Origin of the sequence: Gracilimonas sp., assembly GCF_040218225.1 — a bacterium.
GTDB lineage: Bacteria > Bacteroidota > Rhodothermia > Balneolales > Balneolaceae > Gracilimonas.
Map to the genome: position 1 here is coordinate 658,582 of NZ_JAVJQO010000006.1, position 17,296 is coordinate 675,877.

The following is a 17,296-nucleotide window of genomic DNA, read 5'->3' on the forward strand; positions in this document are numbered from 1 at the left end:
TGATGCAACGCCTTTTTCAACTCTTAATTACTTTTTTCTCCATTAGCCTTATAGCAGCCTGCTCATCCATTCCGGATAAAGAGTGGTTTGCACTCATTCCAGAAGGATCTACTTTTGTAGTAGTACCTGAGGATGGCTTGAATGTACAAGATATCGCAACCAAAGAATACGCTGCTTATCTTGAGGATTTAACTCCATCGGCTCTGCAACAGGTTGCAGGCATCGATGCGGAAATTGAAAATCCTTTAACCATTAAGGCTGTTGCTCTTTACCCGGCAACCTCGATTCATTCAAACTTTTTATGGATTACGGATTCGCCAAATACGAATCTAAGTAATTGGGCGTCCAGATTTTATCAACCATTTACTCAGAATAATTACGAATTTAAAGGTTTTATCATTCATAAATTATTCTTCAATAAGAATGAAATTTATGCTGCTCAGGTAAATGACTTCCTGGTTCTGTCAGAATCCAGCCTGATACTCGAAAACTCCCTTCGAGCTTATCTTGGAGAAAATCCTTCCATTCAACTTCAGCAAAATCCTGCCCCTTCCACGCTTGTATTAAACACTCCACAATTAGACCGGTGGATTGAACAGTTTGCAGCCGTTATCAACCGGCCAGCATTAAAATCTTCTTTCAAAGGAACCAAGCCTGCTACCTTTATTTTTGATTCCTATTCGGATTCTACCAATAACATTCAGCTTTCGGGGCGGGTAGAGCTTACCCAGGATCAGCATTCTGTTTTAGTTGATGCTTTTTCTTTTGAGAATAAGCCCATCACCCTCGACCGACATATTGCAAGTAATGCCGCTGCTTTTGCCGTGCTTCGCCTGCCTCCTGTTTCGGTTCCGATTGAACCAACTAATACCATCAGCACTAAACTTGATTCCGTGCTTCTGGATAATATCAGTTTGTATCAAAATTTGGCTGCTACCTTGGATTCAGAGTTTGCTTTCGAAGCTTTTCCTGAGTCAGGGCTACTTGCAACGGGTGAATTTTTGCTTATGCGCAAGTTAGGTGACCGAAGTTCGTTTCAAACACAGCTCAACCGAATTGTGCGTGATGGACTTATCAATGTAGAGGATAACACATACCAAATGAGCAGCAGCGTGATGGGTAAGCTGATTGGTTCTGAAATGAGTACTCTGCGTGATTTTTATCTCGCCTTTTCGAATGATGTAGTGGTGATCGCCAAACGCAAAGGACTGGCTGAGAGTGTGAATGCTGACCGAATTCGCCGGCGGGTCATTTACTATGACGAAACCTATTCGAATGTGAGGGACGACCTCCCGGAAGAAGTAAGTGGATTCGTGTGGTCTGCCTCCAATGATTTCCTTCAATTCATCAGACCTTATTTAAAACCAGAAAGTTCTATCGCAGGGTTACTTGGGCGCTTTGATATCACTTCAATGACGATGACAACACAGGAAGAATCTGTTGACATCACCATAAATAGTTATTCTAAAGAAGGGTCAAGCCTTCCTTACGAAGAATTATGGGTAATGCCGCTTTCCAATTTCGAGCTTAGTGGAAAACCTGTTTTAGGTGATTTAGTTGGAAGCAGCACTGACGAAATTATTTTTTCAACACAGGATGGCAGAGTCATGGCCCTGGCTTTAGATGGCACCATCGCTATGCAAACCTCTACAGATGGGCTGGCACCTATTGGAGGCCCGCAACTGTATGACTGGTATGGAAATGGCCAACAAATCATATTCCTTGCGGCAGGATCAAAGATCTTTGCCTGGAATGAGAATGGGAATCTTTTACCCCGTTTCCCACTTGAAATGAATGAGCCTATTACTGCGCCTATTTTGGTTCAGGATGTTCTGAGAAATGGAGTGCCGGAAATTGTAGTAGCTACCGAAGACCGAAAAGTACATGTTCTTGACGGCCGTGGTGAGAACGTCAGAGGCTGGCCTCAAAACACAAACGCAACCGTTCAGTCGCAACCTCTTTTCGCTTTGCTGGATAATGTTTGGTCGGTTTGGGCCTTTTCGGAAAATGCGTTACATAGCTGGCTAAGAAGCGGAAATACGCGCCCCGGATATCCGCAATTTGTTAATGCCCGGTTTACCAATTCACCACTGGTTTTCGAAAATCAGGTGCTGGCCAGTGCAGCAGATGGGTATCTTTATTCATTGGGAATCAACCCTCTTTTTAGTGATTCTTTAGCCACCACAATCTCTGAAGATTCGGTTTCTATTCGCTCACTTTATGTAGCCAATAATGAACTTTCCTCTGTTTCGTATCGGGAAAATGTGTTGTTAAAGGATAGCACTAATTTTTATCGGGATGATTTATTAATCAGCCAAAGTTTAAATGGTTCTTTATTCCTCTACAATAAGGAAGGAGAACTACGATTTACAAAAAGCCTGGGGCAACCTGCCTCTACCACTCTGATTCCTCAACTCATCGATATAAACTCAGACAACAATCTAGAGCTTCTCGCTTTAGCTGAGTTTGGCCGGCTTTATGCCTGGGAAGTACTTACCGGAGAGCGCTTATTTGGAATTCCTACATCAGGAATGAAATACCCAATCATAACTGATTTAAATGGAGATGGTCAAAAAGAATTAATTGCTCAAACCAGGGAAGGACTTCGTTGCTGGACTATAAACAGAGAGAATTAGGTCTTAAGGGAAGGCTTTAAACAATGTCGGCCAGAGCTTCTTCGAGGTATTCAAAATGAAACTCAAATTCTGACACCTGTAGCTTTTTAGGCTGCATGCGGATACTATCTGTTACCGGCTTAGCAGCTTCTCCCAGCGCAATGTCTAAAGCAAATTTTGGTACTCTGAAAAAAGAAGGGCGATTCATAATACTCCCGAGCGTTTCAGCAAACTCATTCATTGTCACGGGATTAGGTGAACATACATTGTAAGGGCCTGAAAAGTCATCCTTCATTAATGGAAATATAATCGCATTGCACAAATCAGCTCTGTGAATCCAGCTCATATATTGCTCACCGTCACCAATGGGACCACCTACCAGAAACTGAAAGGGGGGAATCATTTTTTCCAAGGCCCCGCCCCCTTTTTCCAGTACAATTCCAATACGAGGATTAGCAACCCGTACTCCAAATTCTGATGCCTTCTGAGATTCAGCCTCCCAGGCTTCGCAAACCTCTGCTAAAAAATCATTTCCATACGCTTCTTCTTCATCCAGAATATCACTTCCACGATTTCCATAAATACCAGAAGCAGATGCCGAGATAAATACCTCTGGCTTATTCTTAGCTTCACGCATTGCATCCACTAGTTTTCTTGTAGAATAAACCCGGCTTTCCATAATTCTCTCTTTTACTGAATCTGTCCAGCGTTGACCAAATAAATTTTCTCCGGCCAAATTGATGACTCCTTCAACATTTTCCATTTCCGAAGCAAGATCATCTTCCCAACTTATGAATCGCTGATTTTTAGCGGATTCATCTTCGTATTTCTTCGGGCTTCGGGTAATGATTACAATGTTATGCCCTTGCTTAAGCAGGATGGTTTTAAGTTCTTCTCCAATAAAACCTGTACCACCAGTGATAAGAATATTCATAATTTTCAGTTCTTTAGTTTGATATCAAACCACTTCTGATGGGAAAAACATTCACTTACTCACACCAAAACCTGGCTTTTCGGACAATTCAATTTCCCCGGATTTTAGAACATTCAATCCCTTGAATGGATCATTCCCAATCAACAAGTGCCCGTCCAGGTCAGCATATTCAGCTTCAAGGGCAAGTAAGGCTCCTGCAGCGTTGGCAAGAGAGCTTTCAATCATACACCCGATCATTACCTCCATTCCAAGAGAATGAGCCTCTTTAATGACATTCCTCGCTTTCATCAGGCTTCCAATCTTCATCAGCTTAATGTTAATGACATGAAAAGCCTCCGCTATTTCTTCCAGGTTTTCATCACCAATAAAACTCTCATCTGCTGCAAGTGGCAATAGCGACCATTTTTTCAGCTCTTTCATTAACTCGAATTCTGCCGAGGGCATAGGCTGTTCAATCAGTTCTACGTTCTGCGTCGCCAAAAATTCAATTTCCCTTTTTGCCTGCTCAAGTGTTGTCCAGCCTTCATTAGCATCAACCCGGAGCGGTTTGTCGGTAACTTCCCGAATAGCCTCTATGATTTCTCTATCGCGATCAGTACCCAGCTTAATCTTATATACCGGATACTGACTGGCAGCACGAATTTTTTGCTGCATTCTTTCCGGTGTATCCAGACCAATTGTATAGGATGTAACCGGACCTTTTGGAGAGTTTAACTCCCATAGCTTCCAAAGGGGTTCGTTCTTTGATTTTGCCCACCAATCCAGCCATGCCATCTCAATAGCAGCTTTAGCTGATTGTATATGAGGTAATTCTAGTTGCTCAAGCTTTTTTGCAATTTCACCCGGGCTTGCAATTTCATCAAAAAAATGATCGGGAAGTCCCTTAAAGTATTCAATCACTTTTTCAGGAGTTTCATCATACCGGGTATTGGGTCCGGCTTCTCCATATCCTGTCATCCCATTTTTGGTAACAGACAGAAATACATTAGGCACTTCAGACTTTGATCCTCGTGAAATAGTAAAAACTTCTCTGAGCTTTAGTGGGAAGACTTCCCAGTTAATTTCAAAATGAGACATATCCAAATTTTTGAATGAGCTGTAAATAAATAAATACGGCGGGAGCTACCAGCAAAAGTGCATCAAAGCGGTCAAAAAAACCACCATGACCAGGCAGTAAATCAGAAGAATCTTTAACCCCGGCTTTTCTCTTGATTTTGCTCTCTATTAAGTCTCCAATAGGACCAAAAGTGCCCACTAACATAATAAGAGGCAACATAAATGTCATGGTAATACCTGTTTCAAAAGGCACGGCATACAGTGCAATTGCCAGTCCTACAAAACAACCGAAGTAACCCGAGATAAAACCCTCCCATGTTTTATTTGGGCTGATTGCAGGGGCTAGTTTTCTTTTCCCAAAAGACCGGCCACCGAAATAGGCAAAAACATCTCCTCCCCAAACCATTAAAACTGTTGCAATGGTTAGTATAAATCCTGTTTCATTAGTGCCAATGTCACGAATCAACATAAGACATAGCAACCCTGCCGGAGCATATAAGCCAGCAAAAAAGGAGGTACTTAATTTTGTAATGCTTTCTTCAGTAGTATCAAAAGTTTGAATAGCGATAAATAAAAGTAAAATTGCCAGCCCTATTTCAAAAGCATATGGTAAAACCGGAAATAACATGATCCATAACCCTATGGTGTAAGGGAAATATTGATCGGTTGGGTTACCGGCACTGCTCATCAGGCGCATTACTTCCTGCTGAATAAAAAAACCTATAAAAATGATAAACCCTTTGAAATACCAGCCTCCCATCCATGTTAAGAAAATGAATAAAATAGCCGCGGGTACTGCAAAAAGTATGCGTTTAAGAAGTTCGCTCAAATCGGGTTCCGGTTATTCGGTGTCAGGATTGAAATCGGGATTTTCTTCTTCCAGGTCTTCAAGTGCTTTCTTTGCCTTCACTTCAAACTCTTTGGGGACATACAAATAAACCATCGCCATTTCACTGACATTCAGGCTGTAAGCTGAGTCACGCTTGGATAAGATATTGGAAGGAATTTTAAGGTTAGACAGATAGTTTTTTGCCATTTCAATTTCCAGGTCGGTACTTCCTTCGAGCACACAAACCCAGTTGTCTATATCGTTAGGCCTTGGAGAATTTGAAAAGAAACTCATACTTCCTGCTCTTTTGGTTTCATCGTGTACAGATAATAAAGTAAACCTGTGGTTAAAACGATACTGACAATTACCAAGAATACAGGAATATCCATATCCGGGGTGATTTTTTCATCCAGCATTTCCGGATAAAAACTGCTCGCTACTACCTGTCCCCCGTTATTTACAAAATGGGCAACCATTGCAGGGATTAAACTATCAGATATGTAAGTAACATAGGCCAGAAAAACACCCAGTGTAGCAAGGGGCAAGAAGTTTGAAATTTGAAGGTGATAGGCTCCAAAAATTGCTCCTGAAATTAAAATAGCAGCAGTAATACCCCAGCTTTTCTCAAAGGCTCTTTGAACATAACCCCGATACATGATTTCTTCACAGACCGCTGGTACCAGGCCGATATGAAAAACACCTAAAAGCAGGGCATTGTCTGATTTCAGGAAGTTAGAGATCATTTCAGCCATCGTTTCCTGCATTTGGGCCATTGCTTCAGGAACAGGAAGGAAAGAATTAATCCAGCCCAGAAACAAAATAGTTGGTTGCGCAACAACAAAAAGAATAGCGGCAAGAATCGTTACCTGCCAAACATTACCTGAGAGCTTCATTCTCAGGAATTCTTTTCGTTCTCCTTTAACAGCATGGAGTTTAACTACCATTAATGTAGCGAGTGCCATGATCAGAATTTGACCGGACGAATTAGCAAGAAAAAGAATATCAAAGTTATTGGAAAGCTCACCCAGCATGGTTTGAACATCCAGGCTTTCAGCCGTAGCCAAAATCCCAATAAATCCTACAATACCCCCCACAATGTTGAAAGCAATGAGGGCTACAAAAACCCAGCCTAAAGCCATCCCCCAATGGGCAAAACCGTTACGTTCTACCCATGGAGCTGGCTTATTGTTCTCATAAATTTGCTGATATTCGCTATGTGAAGATGCCGTCTCTTTTTCCTGATTCATTAACTTCTTTTACTCTTCTGATGCAAAAACTTTAGCGCCTATAAGTCCTGAAATTACGTTCAAAATTGCCATACCGACAAATGTTGTTCCAGCAAAAAGCGCAATGTTACCCATAGAGTTTGGATTTTCCATACTTGCAATAGCTTGTTCTTTTGCCTCTGCTGGCATTTGCATGGCTTCAAAGTTTTGGATATTCCATTCCAGGATAGCTTCTTGATAACTTGGGTCAATGACATTCCAAAGTTGACTCAATGCCACAATAATAATAGTTGAAACAACTCCAACTAATAAACCTAAAAGTGCTCCTTTGCCAACCTTGTAGGTTACATCATATTCATTTGTGAAATGCCAATTGGCAATAAACCCGCCAATGGCGCCAACTAAACACCCGATTGTCCCCCAAATTTGGGCCGAATTAAATAAAGAACCTGAAGGTTCTGAATTGATTGTCATATAACCACCAATCAAACTAAAGACCGTAACGATAATGCCGGTTATTAAGGATGCAATTATTACCGAATTCCAATAACTTGGGTTTTCTTGTACCTGTTCGTTTTCCATATCCATGGTTACTCCGATTTGTTAAGTGTGAAAAATTCGTTCGCCAAGATAAGTGCGATAGGCAACCCAAATAAACTGCCAAGCACAAATCTTGAGATTAGGGTATTCGTCCATAGTCCGAAATAGTTTACCGAAACATCGGCTAAATTTAACAGAATAGCAGCAATTAACCAGTTCTTTTCTGTGTTTTGTGAATCATTTCTTAAAAGAGCATAAAAAGGCATAACAATCCACCCAGTCAACAGAGCTGTATAAATTCCAAAGCAACGCGCACAAACTGCCATCTGAACTCCTGAAATGGAAAATGACCGGGCTGGATCCTGATGACAAAGCACATCAAAAATGGCAAATTGCCAGCTATTAAAACCATGGAATGAGCTTGAAAATAAACCTGGACCCAGGGCAGATATAAACAAAAAAACCAGGGCTAATAACAGGCTCCAAAATAACGATTTGTTATATGCCTGAAGGTTCCACACGCAATTATCCGTTGAGCTGGTCTTTTATCCCTTTTAGAAATGACTTTGGAGCCCGAAGTGGTTTTCGGGATTCACGATCCATAAAGCAAAGGCTGACTTCCCCAAAAACATGCACCTTCTCGGACTCTGAGGTTCTGACTTCATAAAAAGTCTGAAGGCGCACTGTGGGCACATCATATACCATCACTTTAATATGCATTTCCTCGTCGTAGGTAATAGGCATTTTATATTCCAGCTCGGCATGAATTACAGGCAGCATCACGCCAGAGTCTTCCATTTCACGATAAGAAAGACCATAAGAGCGGATCATTTCAGTTCGGGCTACTTCGAAATATTCCAGATAACGGCCATAATACGCATACCCCATTCGATCGGTCTCTCCATACCGGCTGCGAAGACGGTGCGTGTATTCAATAATTGGTGGCTTTTCCGGGAATTCCACAACAGCTACTTAACTACTTTCCACTCACCCATTTGAGCATATTTATCAATGCGCTGCTCAATAAGTTTTTCGGGTTTGAGTTTTTTAAGTCGTTTCAGGCTTTCCAGGATTTGTTTTTTAAGTGCTGAGGCAGCTTCATCGTAATCGCGATGAGCTCCTCCCATTGGTTCAGGAATCACTCCGTCAATCACTTTTAGTTTTTCCAGATCCACTGCAGTCAATTTGAGCACAGCTGCAGCCTGTTCTTTATAATCCCATGTTTTCCAGAGAATAGAAGAACAAGATTCCGGAGAGATAACAGAGTACCAGGTATTCTCCATCATATATACTTCGTTACCCATTCCAATTCCAATTGCCCCACCACTGGCCCCCTCGCCAATCACAATTGTAATAAATGGCACTTTCAGCATGGCCATCATTTTCAGGTTTTTTGCAATTGCTTCTGCTTGGCCTCGCTCTTCTGCTTCCAGTCCGGGATAAGCACCAGGGGTATCCAGCAAAGTTATAATTGGGATATCAAATTTTTCAGCCAGCTTCATCAACCGATATGCTTTTCGGTATCCTTCCGGATTGGCCATCCCAAAATTCCGGTATTTGCGGCTATTGGTATCACGACCTTTTTGGTGACCAATAATCATTACCGATTGTCCATCAATGGTAGCCAGTCCACCTACAATAGCTTTATCATCAGCATGATACCGATCGCCGTGAAGCTCTACAAAGTTTTGCGTGATTTTATAGATATAATCCAGGGTGTAAGGGCGATCCGGATGGCGTGCTAACTGAACTCGTTGCCAGCGGGTGAGATTAGTGAAGATAGATTCTCTGAGCTTATCAACCCGTTTTCTAAGGCTTTCAATCTCTTTGTCCAACACACCATCACTAACATTCGATAATTCTTTGAGTTCTTCAATCTTGCCTTCTAGTTCAGCAATGGGTTGTTCAAAATCTAAATACTGCATATCTGATTTTTTAATTTTTTTATCAGGATTAATATAAGGAATCCTTTCCTGAGGTGAGAGTTTCGATTACAGGTTAAAGTGCCCCGAAAATACTACGGAATTTTAGAGCCCAAACCCGCCAAATAGCTTCTCTGACAATTGCTTTCGACATTTTTGAGACACCTTCTTCCCGTTCTCTGAATACAATAGATACTTCTTTTAACTTGAAACCGGCTTTCCAGGCACGAAAGTGTAGTTCAATCTGAAAAGCATACCCATTCGATTTTATGCGCTCTATGGAAATGGACTCTAACACTTTTCGATGAATACATTTAAAACCTGCCGTTGTATCAAAAATGGGTAAACCTGTAATTGTGCGGGCATAAATATTAGCGCAGTACGATAAAATCAGTCGGCTTAAGGGCCAGTTTATAATACTGATTCCATTTGCATACCTAGAGCCTACAGCCACATCAGCTGCACCCGATTTCACCTCATTGATCAGCCTTTCTGCATCGTAGGGATCATGAGAGAAGTCCGCGTCCATTTCACAAACATAATCATAACCTTTATCCAGAGCATATTCGAATCCTTTTACATAGGCTGTTCCCAACCCGAGCTTCCCAGAACGCTCGATAAGAGCCACCCTGCTGGAATACTCTTTTTGTGCTTTCTTAACAAAATCTGCTGTTCCATCAGGGGAACCGTCGTCAATCACAAGAATATCTACCTGATTCTCAAGACTCATAACACGCTCTATCAACCTGGTGATATTATGTGCCTCATTATATGTTGGGACAATGATTAATGTATCTGAGGCCATAGCTATTGTCCTTTTCCTTTTATGACAGTGATCATAGTATTAATCAGGATTTTCGCGTCCATTCTTAGAGATGCATTTTCGATGTAGAATAAGTCGAATTTAGTTTTCTCCTTCACATCATCTAATGATGCATCATATTTCCATTTGACCTGAGCCCAGCCTGTAATACCCGGACGAACCCTTAACCTGCGGGTATAAAGAGGAATTTGCGTACTGAATTGTTCCACAAAATGAGGTCTTTCGGGCCGTGGACCTACCAAGCTCATATCACCTTTCAATACATTGATAAATTGGGGTACTTCATCAATTCTGAGCTTTCTGAGCCAATACCCCAACTTAGTTACCCGGGGATCATCCTTCTTTGCCCACGTAGGACCACTATGCTTTTCAGCATTATCCAGCATGGTTCGGAATTTATAAATAGTGAAGATTTTCCCATTTCTGCCCACTCTTCTCTGTCTGTAAATTGCCGGTCCGGGTGATGTAAGACGAACAGCCAGGCCAATGAGAATCAAAAATGGAAATGTGAGTAATAAAACGACCAGAGAAACGACAATATCGAGCGCTCTTTTTATTGTTTTTTCCCAAAGCGGCATAGGTTCTGGTGAAATTTCAACCAGTGGCATTCCAAAAATCTGATTAGTCTTGCTAAGTCCGCTTACCAACTGGTAAAAGTCTGGAAGTAGTTTCAGTGATACTTCCGGAGCATCTACTTTTGAGATCACATCTACCAAGTCCTGACGCCGGTCAGGCTCAAGGGCCACTAAAATATCCTGAACCTGCCGTTCTTCTAATATCTCTTTGATCTGATCCAGGTTTCCAATCACATCTTCTTTACTGATACCTGTTTCAGGAGCAGGTGCTTTACCATTCACCTGTATAAACCCCAACACCTGCATACCCAGTGTTTTATTACGATTCAAGTCATCATAAGCTGCTTTTGCCGTGTGTCCGGTTCCTACAATAACCGTACGGTGCAACCCTTTACCCTTTTGAGCATAATGCCGCTGAATTGTTCTAACGATAAACCGGTTCAATGCCAACAGAACAAAAATTGTAGCCCAGTAATTGATAATGATCATCCGCTGGTCGCTAATAGAAATGTTCTCGTTGATATTAATTGCGAAATATAAAATCAACGCTCCCAGCAAACTTGCTTTCAGTACTTTTATAAATTCATCCAGACGAGAAACCAGGTATAATTTTTTATAGGACCCCATCACCACGAAAATAGCCAGCCAGTAAAAGCTTATAATTACCCCACCCGATATGAAATTCAGGTTAAAATCCTGAATCAGCATATTCATGGTATTTGGATAGAAGGAATGAAATACAAACCAACTTGCCAGTATAATTAGAAAGTCTAATACACTGGTAAAAATAACTTCCCGATATCTTTTTAACTTCAGCACTATATTAATATGAGCTTACAATTTTTTAAGACTGCCAAAATAAGCAATTTTAGATAGGCTGCATAACTTCTAAAACTTAAATTTAATTTAGATTGTACACACTTAAGCAAAAGACATCTACTACAAAAGCCCGGCTTGGAGAACTAAAAACGGCTCACGGTACCATTCAGACTCCCATTTTTATGCCGGTTGGTACGCTGGGAACCGTGAAAGGTGTCTCTCAGGATACATTGGTTGACCAAATTAAAGCGCAGATCATCCTTGGCAACACCTATCACCTCTATTTGCGGCCGGGGTGTGATATCATCAAGGAGGCTGGCGGATTACATAAATTTATGAACTGGGATCTTCCTATTCTCACAGACTCTGGCGGGTACCAGATTTTTTCTCTCTCCGACAACAGAGATCTGGATGAAGAAGGAGCCCATTTTCAAAGTCATATTGATGGATCACGGCATTCTTTTACTCCCGAAAATGTGGTTGAGACACAACGTATTTTAGGCTCTGACATCATGATGCTACTGGATGAATGTCCGCCCTACCCAAGTTCTTACGAATACGCTAAAAACTCTATGGAACTAACTCACCGCTGGGCGAAGCGCGGCAGAAGGGCTTTTCTTGAAACGGAACCACTTTATGGTCATGAACAGGCCCAATTCGGAATTGTTCAGGGAGGAACCTATAAGGATTTGCGGATTGAGTCTTCCAAGTTTATGGCTGACCAGGATTTTGAAGGTATTGCCATTGGCGGACTTAGCGTGGGCGAACCCATCGAAATGATGTACGAATTTACCGATTTAAACACCGACTATCTGCCGGAAGATAAAGCCCGTTACCTGATGGGCGTTGGTACACCCGCTAATTTATTGGAAGGAGTAGCCCGCGGAGTCGATATGTTTGACTGTGTGATGCCTACTCGGAATGCCAGAAACGGTACTATTTTTACCCGTCATGGAAGGGTGAACATCCGGAATGCGCAGTGGAAAGAGCATCATGATTACCTCGATCCTGATTTCCCAAGCGAGTTATGCAATAAATACACCATGGCTTACATCCATCACCTGATTCGAAACAATGAGATTTTTGGATTGGTTCTTGCCTCCATTCACAATCTCACTTTCTATTTATGGCTGATGGAAGAAGTTCGGGAACGAATAGCAGATGACACTTTTGGAGAATGGTATCCCGGAATGGTGAAGCAATTAGAGCAACGGATTTAGGGTTTTATGACAATCCTTCCTCTTTTGTCAAGGTTTCTAAAGGACTGGGGCCGTTAAATATCGTTTTGATCAGGATATCTATATCCATCCATAGTGAGTAGTTTTGCAGATAATAAAGCCCAAAGCTTTCGGCTTCTTCTTCCTGCTGTATTCGGTTTTTACTGATTTGAATTAGCCCTGTGATTCCTTTTTTAGCCGTGCCTGATTGTTCTAATGAATTCTTACTTATGGGCGCACCAACCAAACTCAGTTTACCTGATATTATATACCTTAATAATCGGAGCCGATTTTTCCATTTATTATTGCTGATATCCCGGTACAACTTAATTCCATCAATTGAGATTAAGTCTTTTTTTGAAAAAAGCAGTCCGGGCCAGCAAATCAGAAAGAGCATTGAGAATAACGGAATAGAAACGCCAAGGTCCAGCAATCGTTTAAGTAATTTATTGATAGGCTTTGAGTATTCGAATTCAACTTCTACCAAAGGAATGGCTTCCAGATATTCCACGTTTGACTTCCCTAAAATAAAATCCATGGAATCGGGAATCAGCTTAAACACAACCTCTTCTTTCTGAAGGTTTGAGATCTCTTTCAGCATCTGCTTATAGCTGATCGAATTCAAAGCAAAAAACACCTGATCTACCTGATAGGCTTTAACCAAATCTTCTAGTTGAGACAAACTCCCTAATGATTTTTCATCATTCTCTTCAACATTTACATACCCAATCACTTCATAGCTCCAATCGGGGCGGGTATGTATTTTTGAAATGATGTCTGCTGACTGGCTGGCATCCCCAACTAAAATTACGCGGGCATTTCTTATCCTGCCTCTGTTACCATTACTATCGTGATTCTTGTTTGCTCTGATCAATTTATAGGTAACAAAAAAGATCACTCCTAAAACAAACCCAAATATTAGCCCCAACCTTGAATAAGCAAGATTTCGCACAAAAAATGTAATGATAACGACTCCTGCGTAGGTAATGGTCAATGCTTTCAGAGCGGTAGAGATAGATTCTTTATTCTTTCTGAACATCCCCAGCAAACTTCCGCTAAAGAGAAATAATAGTGTCATCAGCAGGTTAATCCAGAGGTATTTTGTGCCCTCAGGATTCATGATGTTCGTGCCTTTTATAGCGTACCTTCCAATAAATCCGATAGCGACGGATAAATTTAAAAGCACCAAATCTGCAATAACGGGTTTTAATTTTCTGAAATTCGTCGAAGCAAAAGAAAGCCCTGTTTTCAACCAAATAGCCAGATAAATAAAAACACGGAAAAAGAGGCTGTACCGGGAACTATAGTGTTTATCAAAAAACTGATAGAGCGCCTTATTGAATATTCGTATATATCTCAGGTCTCCTTTCTTAGTACTTTCCCCCTTGTAATGAATGATCGATGTTTCTGGAACATAATCGATATGATAGTCCGTTTTCTGAACCCGATAACATAGATCAATATCTTCCCCATACATAAAAAAACGTTCATCAAAGCCACCCAGTTCTTTTAGCAGGTCTGTTCTCCAGAACATAAATGAGCCCGACAATACCGGTATTTCCGTTGCTTCATCTTCACCCAGCCAGCTCAGGTAGTATTGGCCAAACAACTTGCTTTCAGGGAACAGGGTATTCAACCCAAAAACTTTGCATGAGGCAGACCATATGGTAGGTATTGACCGTCTGGATTCGGGGGCAAAGGTTCCGTCAGGATTTAAAATCTTACAACCTGCAGCTCCACATTTTGGATGCTCTTTCATATGATTGATCAACACATCCAGTGTGTCTTCACTAACAAGCGTATCTGGATTAATAATCAGTGTAAACTCTCCTTTTGCCTTTTTTATAGCCTGATTATTAGCCCTGCCAAAACCTACATTTTCATCGTTGGCTATATAATTAACTTCAGGATAACGCTCCTTGAGATAAGAGACGGAGTCATCCCCGGAATCATTATCAACTACGAATATTTCCAGATTAAATTCGTGCTGAGCTTTCTTTAAGGAGTTTAGCAGATTAGAAATATACTCTTTAACCTTATAGTTAACGATGACCACCGAGATATGAGGAGCTGCATTTTGCACGCCTTAAAATCCTAAGTTCTTGGGGTGATAGTCAATATTTTATTCCTGAACATAGAGAACGCTCTTTATTTTACGATTACAACTTTACCAACGCCCGTTTCCCTTCCGCTATCTTCATATGCGATCAGAAAATAAACACCGGTTCCCAGACGATTACCGTTATAATCAAAACCATCCCAGCTTATTCTTCCACCCCTTGCTTCAAGTTCGTTAACCACAATACCATCAACTCCCAATACTTTAATTCGGGTTGATTCGCTCAAACCCTCTACAACAATCTGATTGTGTTTAGAATATTGAAATGGATTGGGAAACACTTTAAGCTTATCCATTTTATTAACGGGCGCTTTCGGTATGTCGTAATAACTAATCAGCCCCAATTCAGTAGCGATAAATACTTCCCCCGTTTCGTCGTCAATGGAAATCGCTTCGATGTTATTTGAGATAAGGTTGCTATTTTCTGTGGTGAACCGGTTAATTATTCGGCTTCCTTCTGCATTCAGAACCCAAATTCCCTGATTAACACTTCCAATCCACTTCTGATTGGCATCATTAACGGCCATAGCGCTCACATTTACATCGCGAAGTAAAAACCGTGATGCTGCAGTTGTATCTTCGTTTATAAGCCACTGTGCCTGCCTTTCATCTGGACCTCCATCAACAATTAATTCCGGAAATATAAACCGTGCAATTCCTCTTCCGGTACCAATCCAAACTTCCCCATTCTTATCCTGAACAATGGCATTAATCTTATCGTCTGGAAGATTTCCGTTAGCTATCGATGAAGTCAATTCTACTGAGCTATCATCGTTAGGGTCTGAAGGATCTCCGGTTTCTACAATTAACAGTCCTTGTCCTACATTATCACTATTCACTAAAGAGATCCACTTTTGATCAAATGAATCAACAAAAAGATTAAAATAAAGGTCTGCGCCTGCACGGCCCCTAAAAGGAATCCACTCTTCCGTTCCGTTTAGTTGGACGTAAAGTGGAAAATCTGACCAATATGAAATCGCCCACATATTATTTTGAGAGTCTTCATCCAAACCTGATATCACTACATAATTTTGATTTTCATCAATACCAACCAAACTGGAATTACTTCTGTCGTAAACTGTAACTTCATTATTTGACTTATTGTGCCGGATGATTCCATCCCCCCAGCTTCCGAAGTAGAATGAGGAATCGTTTGCCCCAATCGAATAGACATAGGCTATATTGCTTAAAGCGGGATCGGTATTACTGTTAAAGTTATTCCATGTCCCATCTTTATAAATATAATACCCCCTTAAAGCTGCGAAAGCGTCTGCACTTGGAAATGATGAGGTTGAAGAGGCAATCAGAGTGTTCTCATCTACCATCAACCTCCCAAAAAAATTGAGATATGGACCGGTTGGTAAATAAAATTGTGGTTCACTGTCTCTGTCTTCAAGAATAACAAGTCCTTCATTAGTTGTACCAACAAAAACACGCTCCCCTTCAAACCTGAAATCCGTAATTGTACTCTCGAGGTTAAAATTTATTGTTTCCGAGTTCAGATCGGAGTCTATAATAGTTATCGCTGAAGCAGTGGCTACTCCTAATTCTTCTCCGTTTAAGCTTTTTTGAAGACTTTGGATTCCATTTGCTGCAAAATCGGGGTGCAATGACCAGGAGCTATTATCCCAAAAATAGATACTTCCATCAACAAGTACGTTTATGTTTTCATTGAATAACTGTATTTCCTGAATAGAATTAGCAGGCAGTCCATCATCTTCTGTAAAATTAGTCCAGTTATCTTTCTCCACCAGGTTGGTATTCAAGCTCCCATAAGCTACACCTTGCACAGTAGCGGCATAAAGTGTATCAGAAAAAATATCAAAGTTATTTACCTGTACTCCAATGTCAAAAGCACCTAATTGCAGATAGCTGTTTTCAACAAATAAGTTTTGGAGGTTATATACAACTATCCCAAAACTGGTTGCCACGTATAGCCTATTCTCATAGATTTCGAACGCGTTTATACTCTTTGAGTTAAAACGGGAAACTCTTTTTATATCCTCAATCCTCTCAACTTCATTCGTCTCTGAATAAATCACATCTATAGTTCCATCAATATATCCGGCTATAAGGCGATCCTTATCCGCTATGATTGCAGTCGGGTTAGAACGGTAGAGGCCATCCAGTGTAGTCATCCGATTCATAATTTCTCCCCCTTCCACACTAAATATACCCCCTAGGGTTGCGCTATAGACAATATCCTGATTTACAGATATTGAGTTAATGGTAGAGTAAGACGGGTAGGCACCCCAGCTTTGAAGGTTCTGTGAATAAACTGTAACTGAAATCGAAGCAAGAATAGATAAAAAAAATAATTTCTTAATCATATCAACCAATTAGATGTCTGTGTATTTAAGTAATTGATTGCGAGCATCGGCTCGCCAAAATTAAATAACTCGTAACTCTATTTTATACAGCGTTGGTTTGATTTTTGAAATTATTTAGAGCGTTAACATAAGCAAAAAGGAGAGCGGGGAAAATTAATTTGGAAAATAATTTTACCCGGGATAAAAAAAAGCCTCTTCAGGGATGCTGAAGAGGCTTGGGGTAAAAAAAGAAGAAGGCGACGACCTACTCTACCACGAGTGCAGTACCATCGGCGCTGCAGGGCTTAACGG

At 40.9% G+C, this 17,296-nt stretch carries 15 protein-coding genes; 2 read left to right on the forward strand and 13 right to left on the reverse strand.

The window, feature by feature from the left end:
* Positions 1–2 precede the first annotated feature (2 nt).
* Positions 3–2,636 (forward strand): hypothetical protein, encoded by a 2,634-nt coding sequence (locus tag RIB15_RS10145; RefSeq protein WP_350202033.1) that lies wholly within the window; start codon positions 3–5, stop codon positions 2,634–2,636.
* A 16-nt stretch (positions 2,637–2,652) separates the two neighbouring features.
* Here the strand turns inward: RIB15_RS10145 and RIB15_RS10150 are convergent, their stop codons facing one another.
* The 11 genes from RIB15_RS10150 to RIB15_RS10200 all read right to left on the reverse strand — a co-directional run bounded on the left by RIB15_RS10150 (position 2,653) and on the right by RIB15_RS10200 (position 11,339).
* Positions 2,653–3,549, reverse strand: coding sequence for a TIGR01777 family oxidoreductase (locus RIB15_RS10150; RefSeq protein ID WP_350202034.1), 897 nt, complete (start codon positions 3,547–3,549; stop codon positions 2,653–2,655).
* A 51-nt stretch (positions 3,550–3,600) separates the two neighbouring features.
* Complete coding sequence (locus tag RIB15_RS10155; RefSeq protein ID WP_350202035.1) at positions 3,601–4,626, reverse strand: dipeptide epimerase; 1,026 nt, start codon at positions 4,624–4,626, stop codon at positions 3,601–3,603.
* A complete protein-coding gene (locus RIB15_RS10160) occupies positions 4,613–5,434 on the reverse strand; it encodes a phosphatidate cytidylyltransferase (protein ID WP_350202036.1) in 822 nt (273 codons plus the stop codon). The genes RIB15_RS10155 and RIB15_RS10160 overlap by 14 nt, the downstream gene beginning before the upstream one ends.
* Before the next feature lie 12 nt (positions 5,435–5,446).
* Positions 5,447–5,728: a hypothetical protein gene (locus RIB15_RS10165; RefSeq protein ID WP_350202037.1), complete on the reverse strand. Its 282-nt coding sequence runs from the start codon at positions 5,726–5,728 to the stop codon at positions 5,447–5,449.
* Complete coding sequence (locus RIB15_RS10170; protein WP_350202038.1) at positions 5,725–6,681, reverse strand: CPBP family intramembrane glutamic endopeptidase; 957 nt, start codon at positions 6,679–6,681, stop codon at positions 5,725–5,727. Before RIB15_RS10170 ends, RIB15_RS10165 begins: the two co-directional genes overlap by 4 nt.
* Positions 6,682–6,690: 9 nt before the next feature.
* Entirely contained in the window at positions 6,691–7,248 is a 558-nt protein-coding gene (locus RIB15_RS10175) for a DUF4199 domain-containing protein (RefSeq protein WP_350202039.1), read from the reverse strand.
* A 2-nt stretch (positions 7,249–7,250) separates the two neighbouring features.
* On the reverse strand, positions 7,251–7,658 hold the full coding sequence (locus tag RIB15_RS10180; protein ID WP_350202040.1) for a DUF2085 domain-containing protein: 408 nt from the start codon (positions 7,656–7,658) through the stop codon (positions 7,251–7,253).
* Positions 7,659–7,725: 67 nt separating this feature from the next.
* Positions 7,726–8,163 (reverse strand): acyl-CoA thioesterase, encoded by a 438-nt coding sequence (locus RIB15_RS10185; RefSeq protein WP_350202041.1) that lies wholly within the window; start codon positions 8,161–8,163, stop codon positions 7,726–7,728.
* A gap of 5 nt (positions 8,164–8,168) precedes the next feature.
* Positions 8,169–9,125: an acetyl-CoA carboxylase carboxyltransferase subunit alpha gene (locus RIB15_RS10190; protein ID WP_350202042.1), complete on the reverse strand. Its 957-nt coding sequence runs from the start codon at positions 9,123–9,125 to the stop codon at positions 8,169–8,171.
* Between the two features lie 73 nt (positions 9,126–9,198).
* Positions 9,199–9,927 carry a polyprenol monophosphomannose synthase gene (locus RIB15_RS10195; RefSeq protein WP_350202043.1) on the reverse strand — a complete coding sequence of 243 codons (729 nt, stop codon included), beginning with the start codon at positions 9,925–9,927 and terminating at the stop codon, positions 9,199–9,201.
* Between the two features lie 2 nt (positions 9,928–9,929).
* Positions 9,930–11,339 carry a sugar transferase gene (locus RIB15_RS10200; protein ID WP_350202044.1) on the reverse strand — a complete coding sequence of 470 codons (1,410 nt, stop codon included), beginning with the start codon at positions 11,337–11,339 and terminating at the stop codon, positions 9,930–9,932.
* Between the two features lie 92 nt (positions 11,340–11,431).
* On the opposite strand from RIB15_RS10200, the gene tgt reads away from it, so the two are divergent.
* On the forward strand, positions 11,432–12,559 hold the full coding sequence (gene tgt, locus RIB15_RS10205) for a tRNA guanosine(34) transglycosylase Tgt (RefSeq protein WP_350202045.1): 1,128 nt from the start codon (positions 11,432–11,434) through the stop codon (positions 12,557–12,559).
* A 4-nt stretch (positions 12,560–12,563) separates the two neighbouring features.
* Here the strand turns inward: tgt and RIB15_RS10210 are convergent, their stop codons facing one another.
* On the reverse strand, positions 12,564–14,639 hold the full coding sequence (locus tag RIB15_RS10210; protein WP_350202046.1) for a glycosyltransferase: 2,076 nt from the start codon (positions 14,637–14,639) through the stop codon (positions 12,564–12,566).
* A gap of 65 nt (positions 14,640–14,704) precedes the next feature.
* A complete protein-coding gene (gene porZ, locus RIB15_RS10215; RefSeq protein ID WP_350202047.1) occupies positions 14,705–17,005 on the reverse strand; it encodes a type IX secretion system anionic LPS delivery protein PorZ in 2,301 nt (766 codons plus the stop codon).
* Positions 17,006–17,296: the final 291 nt, after the last annotated feature.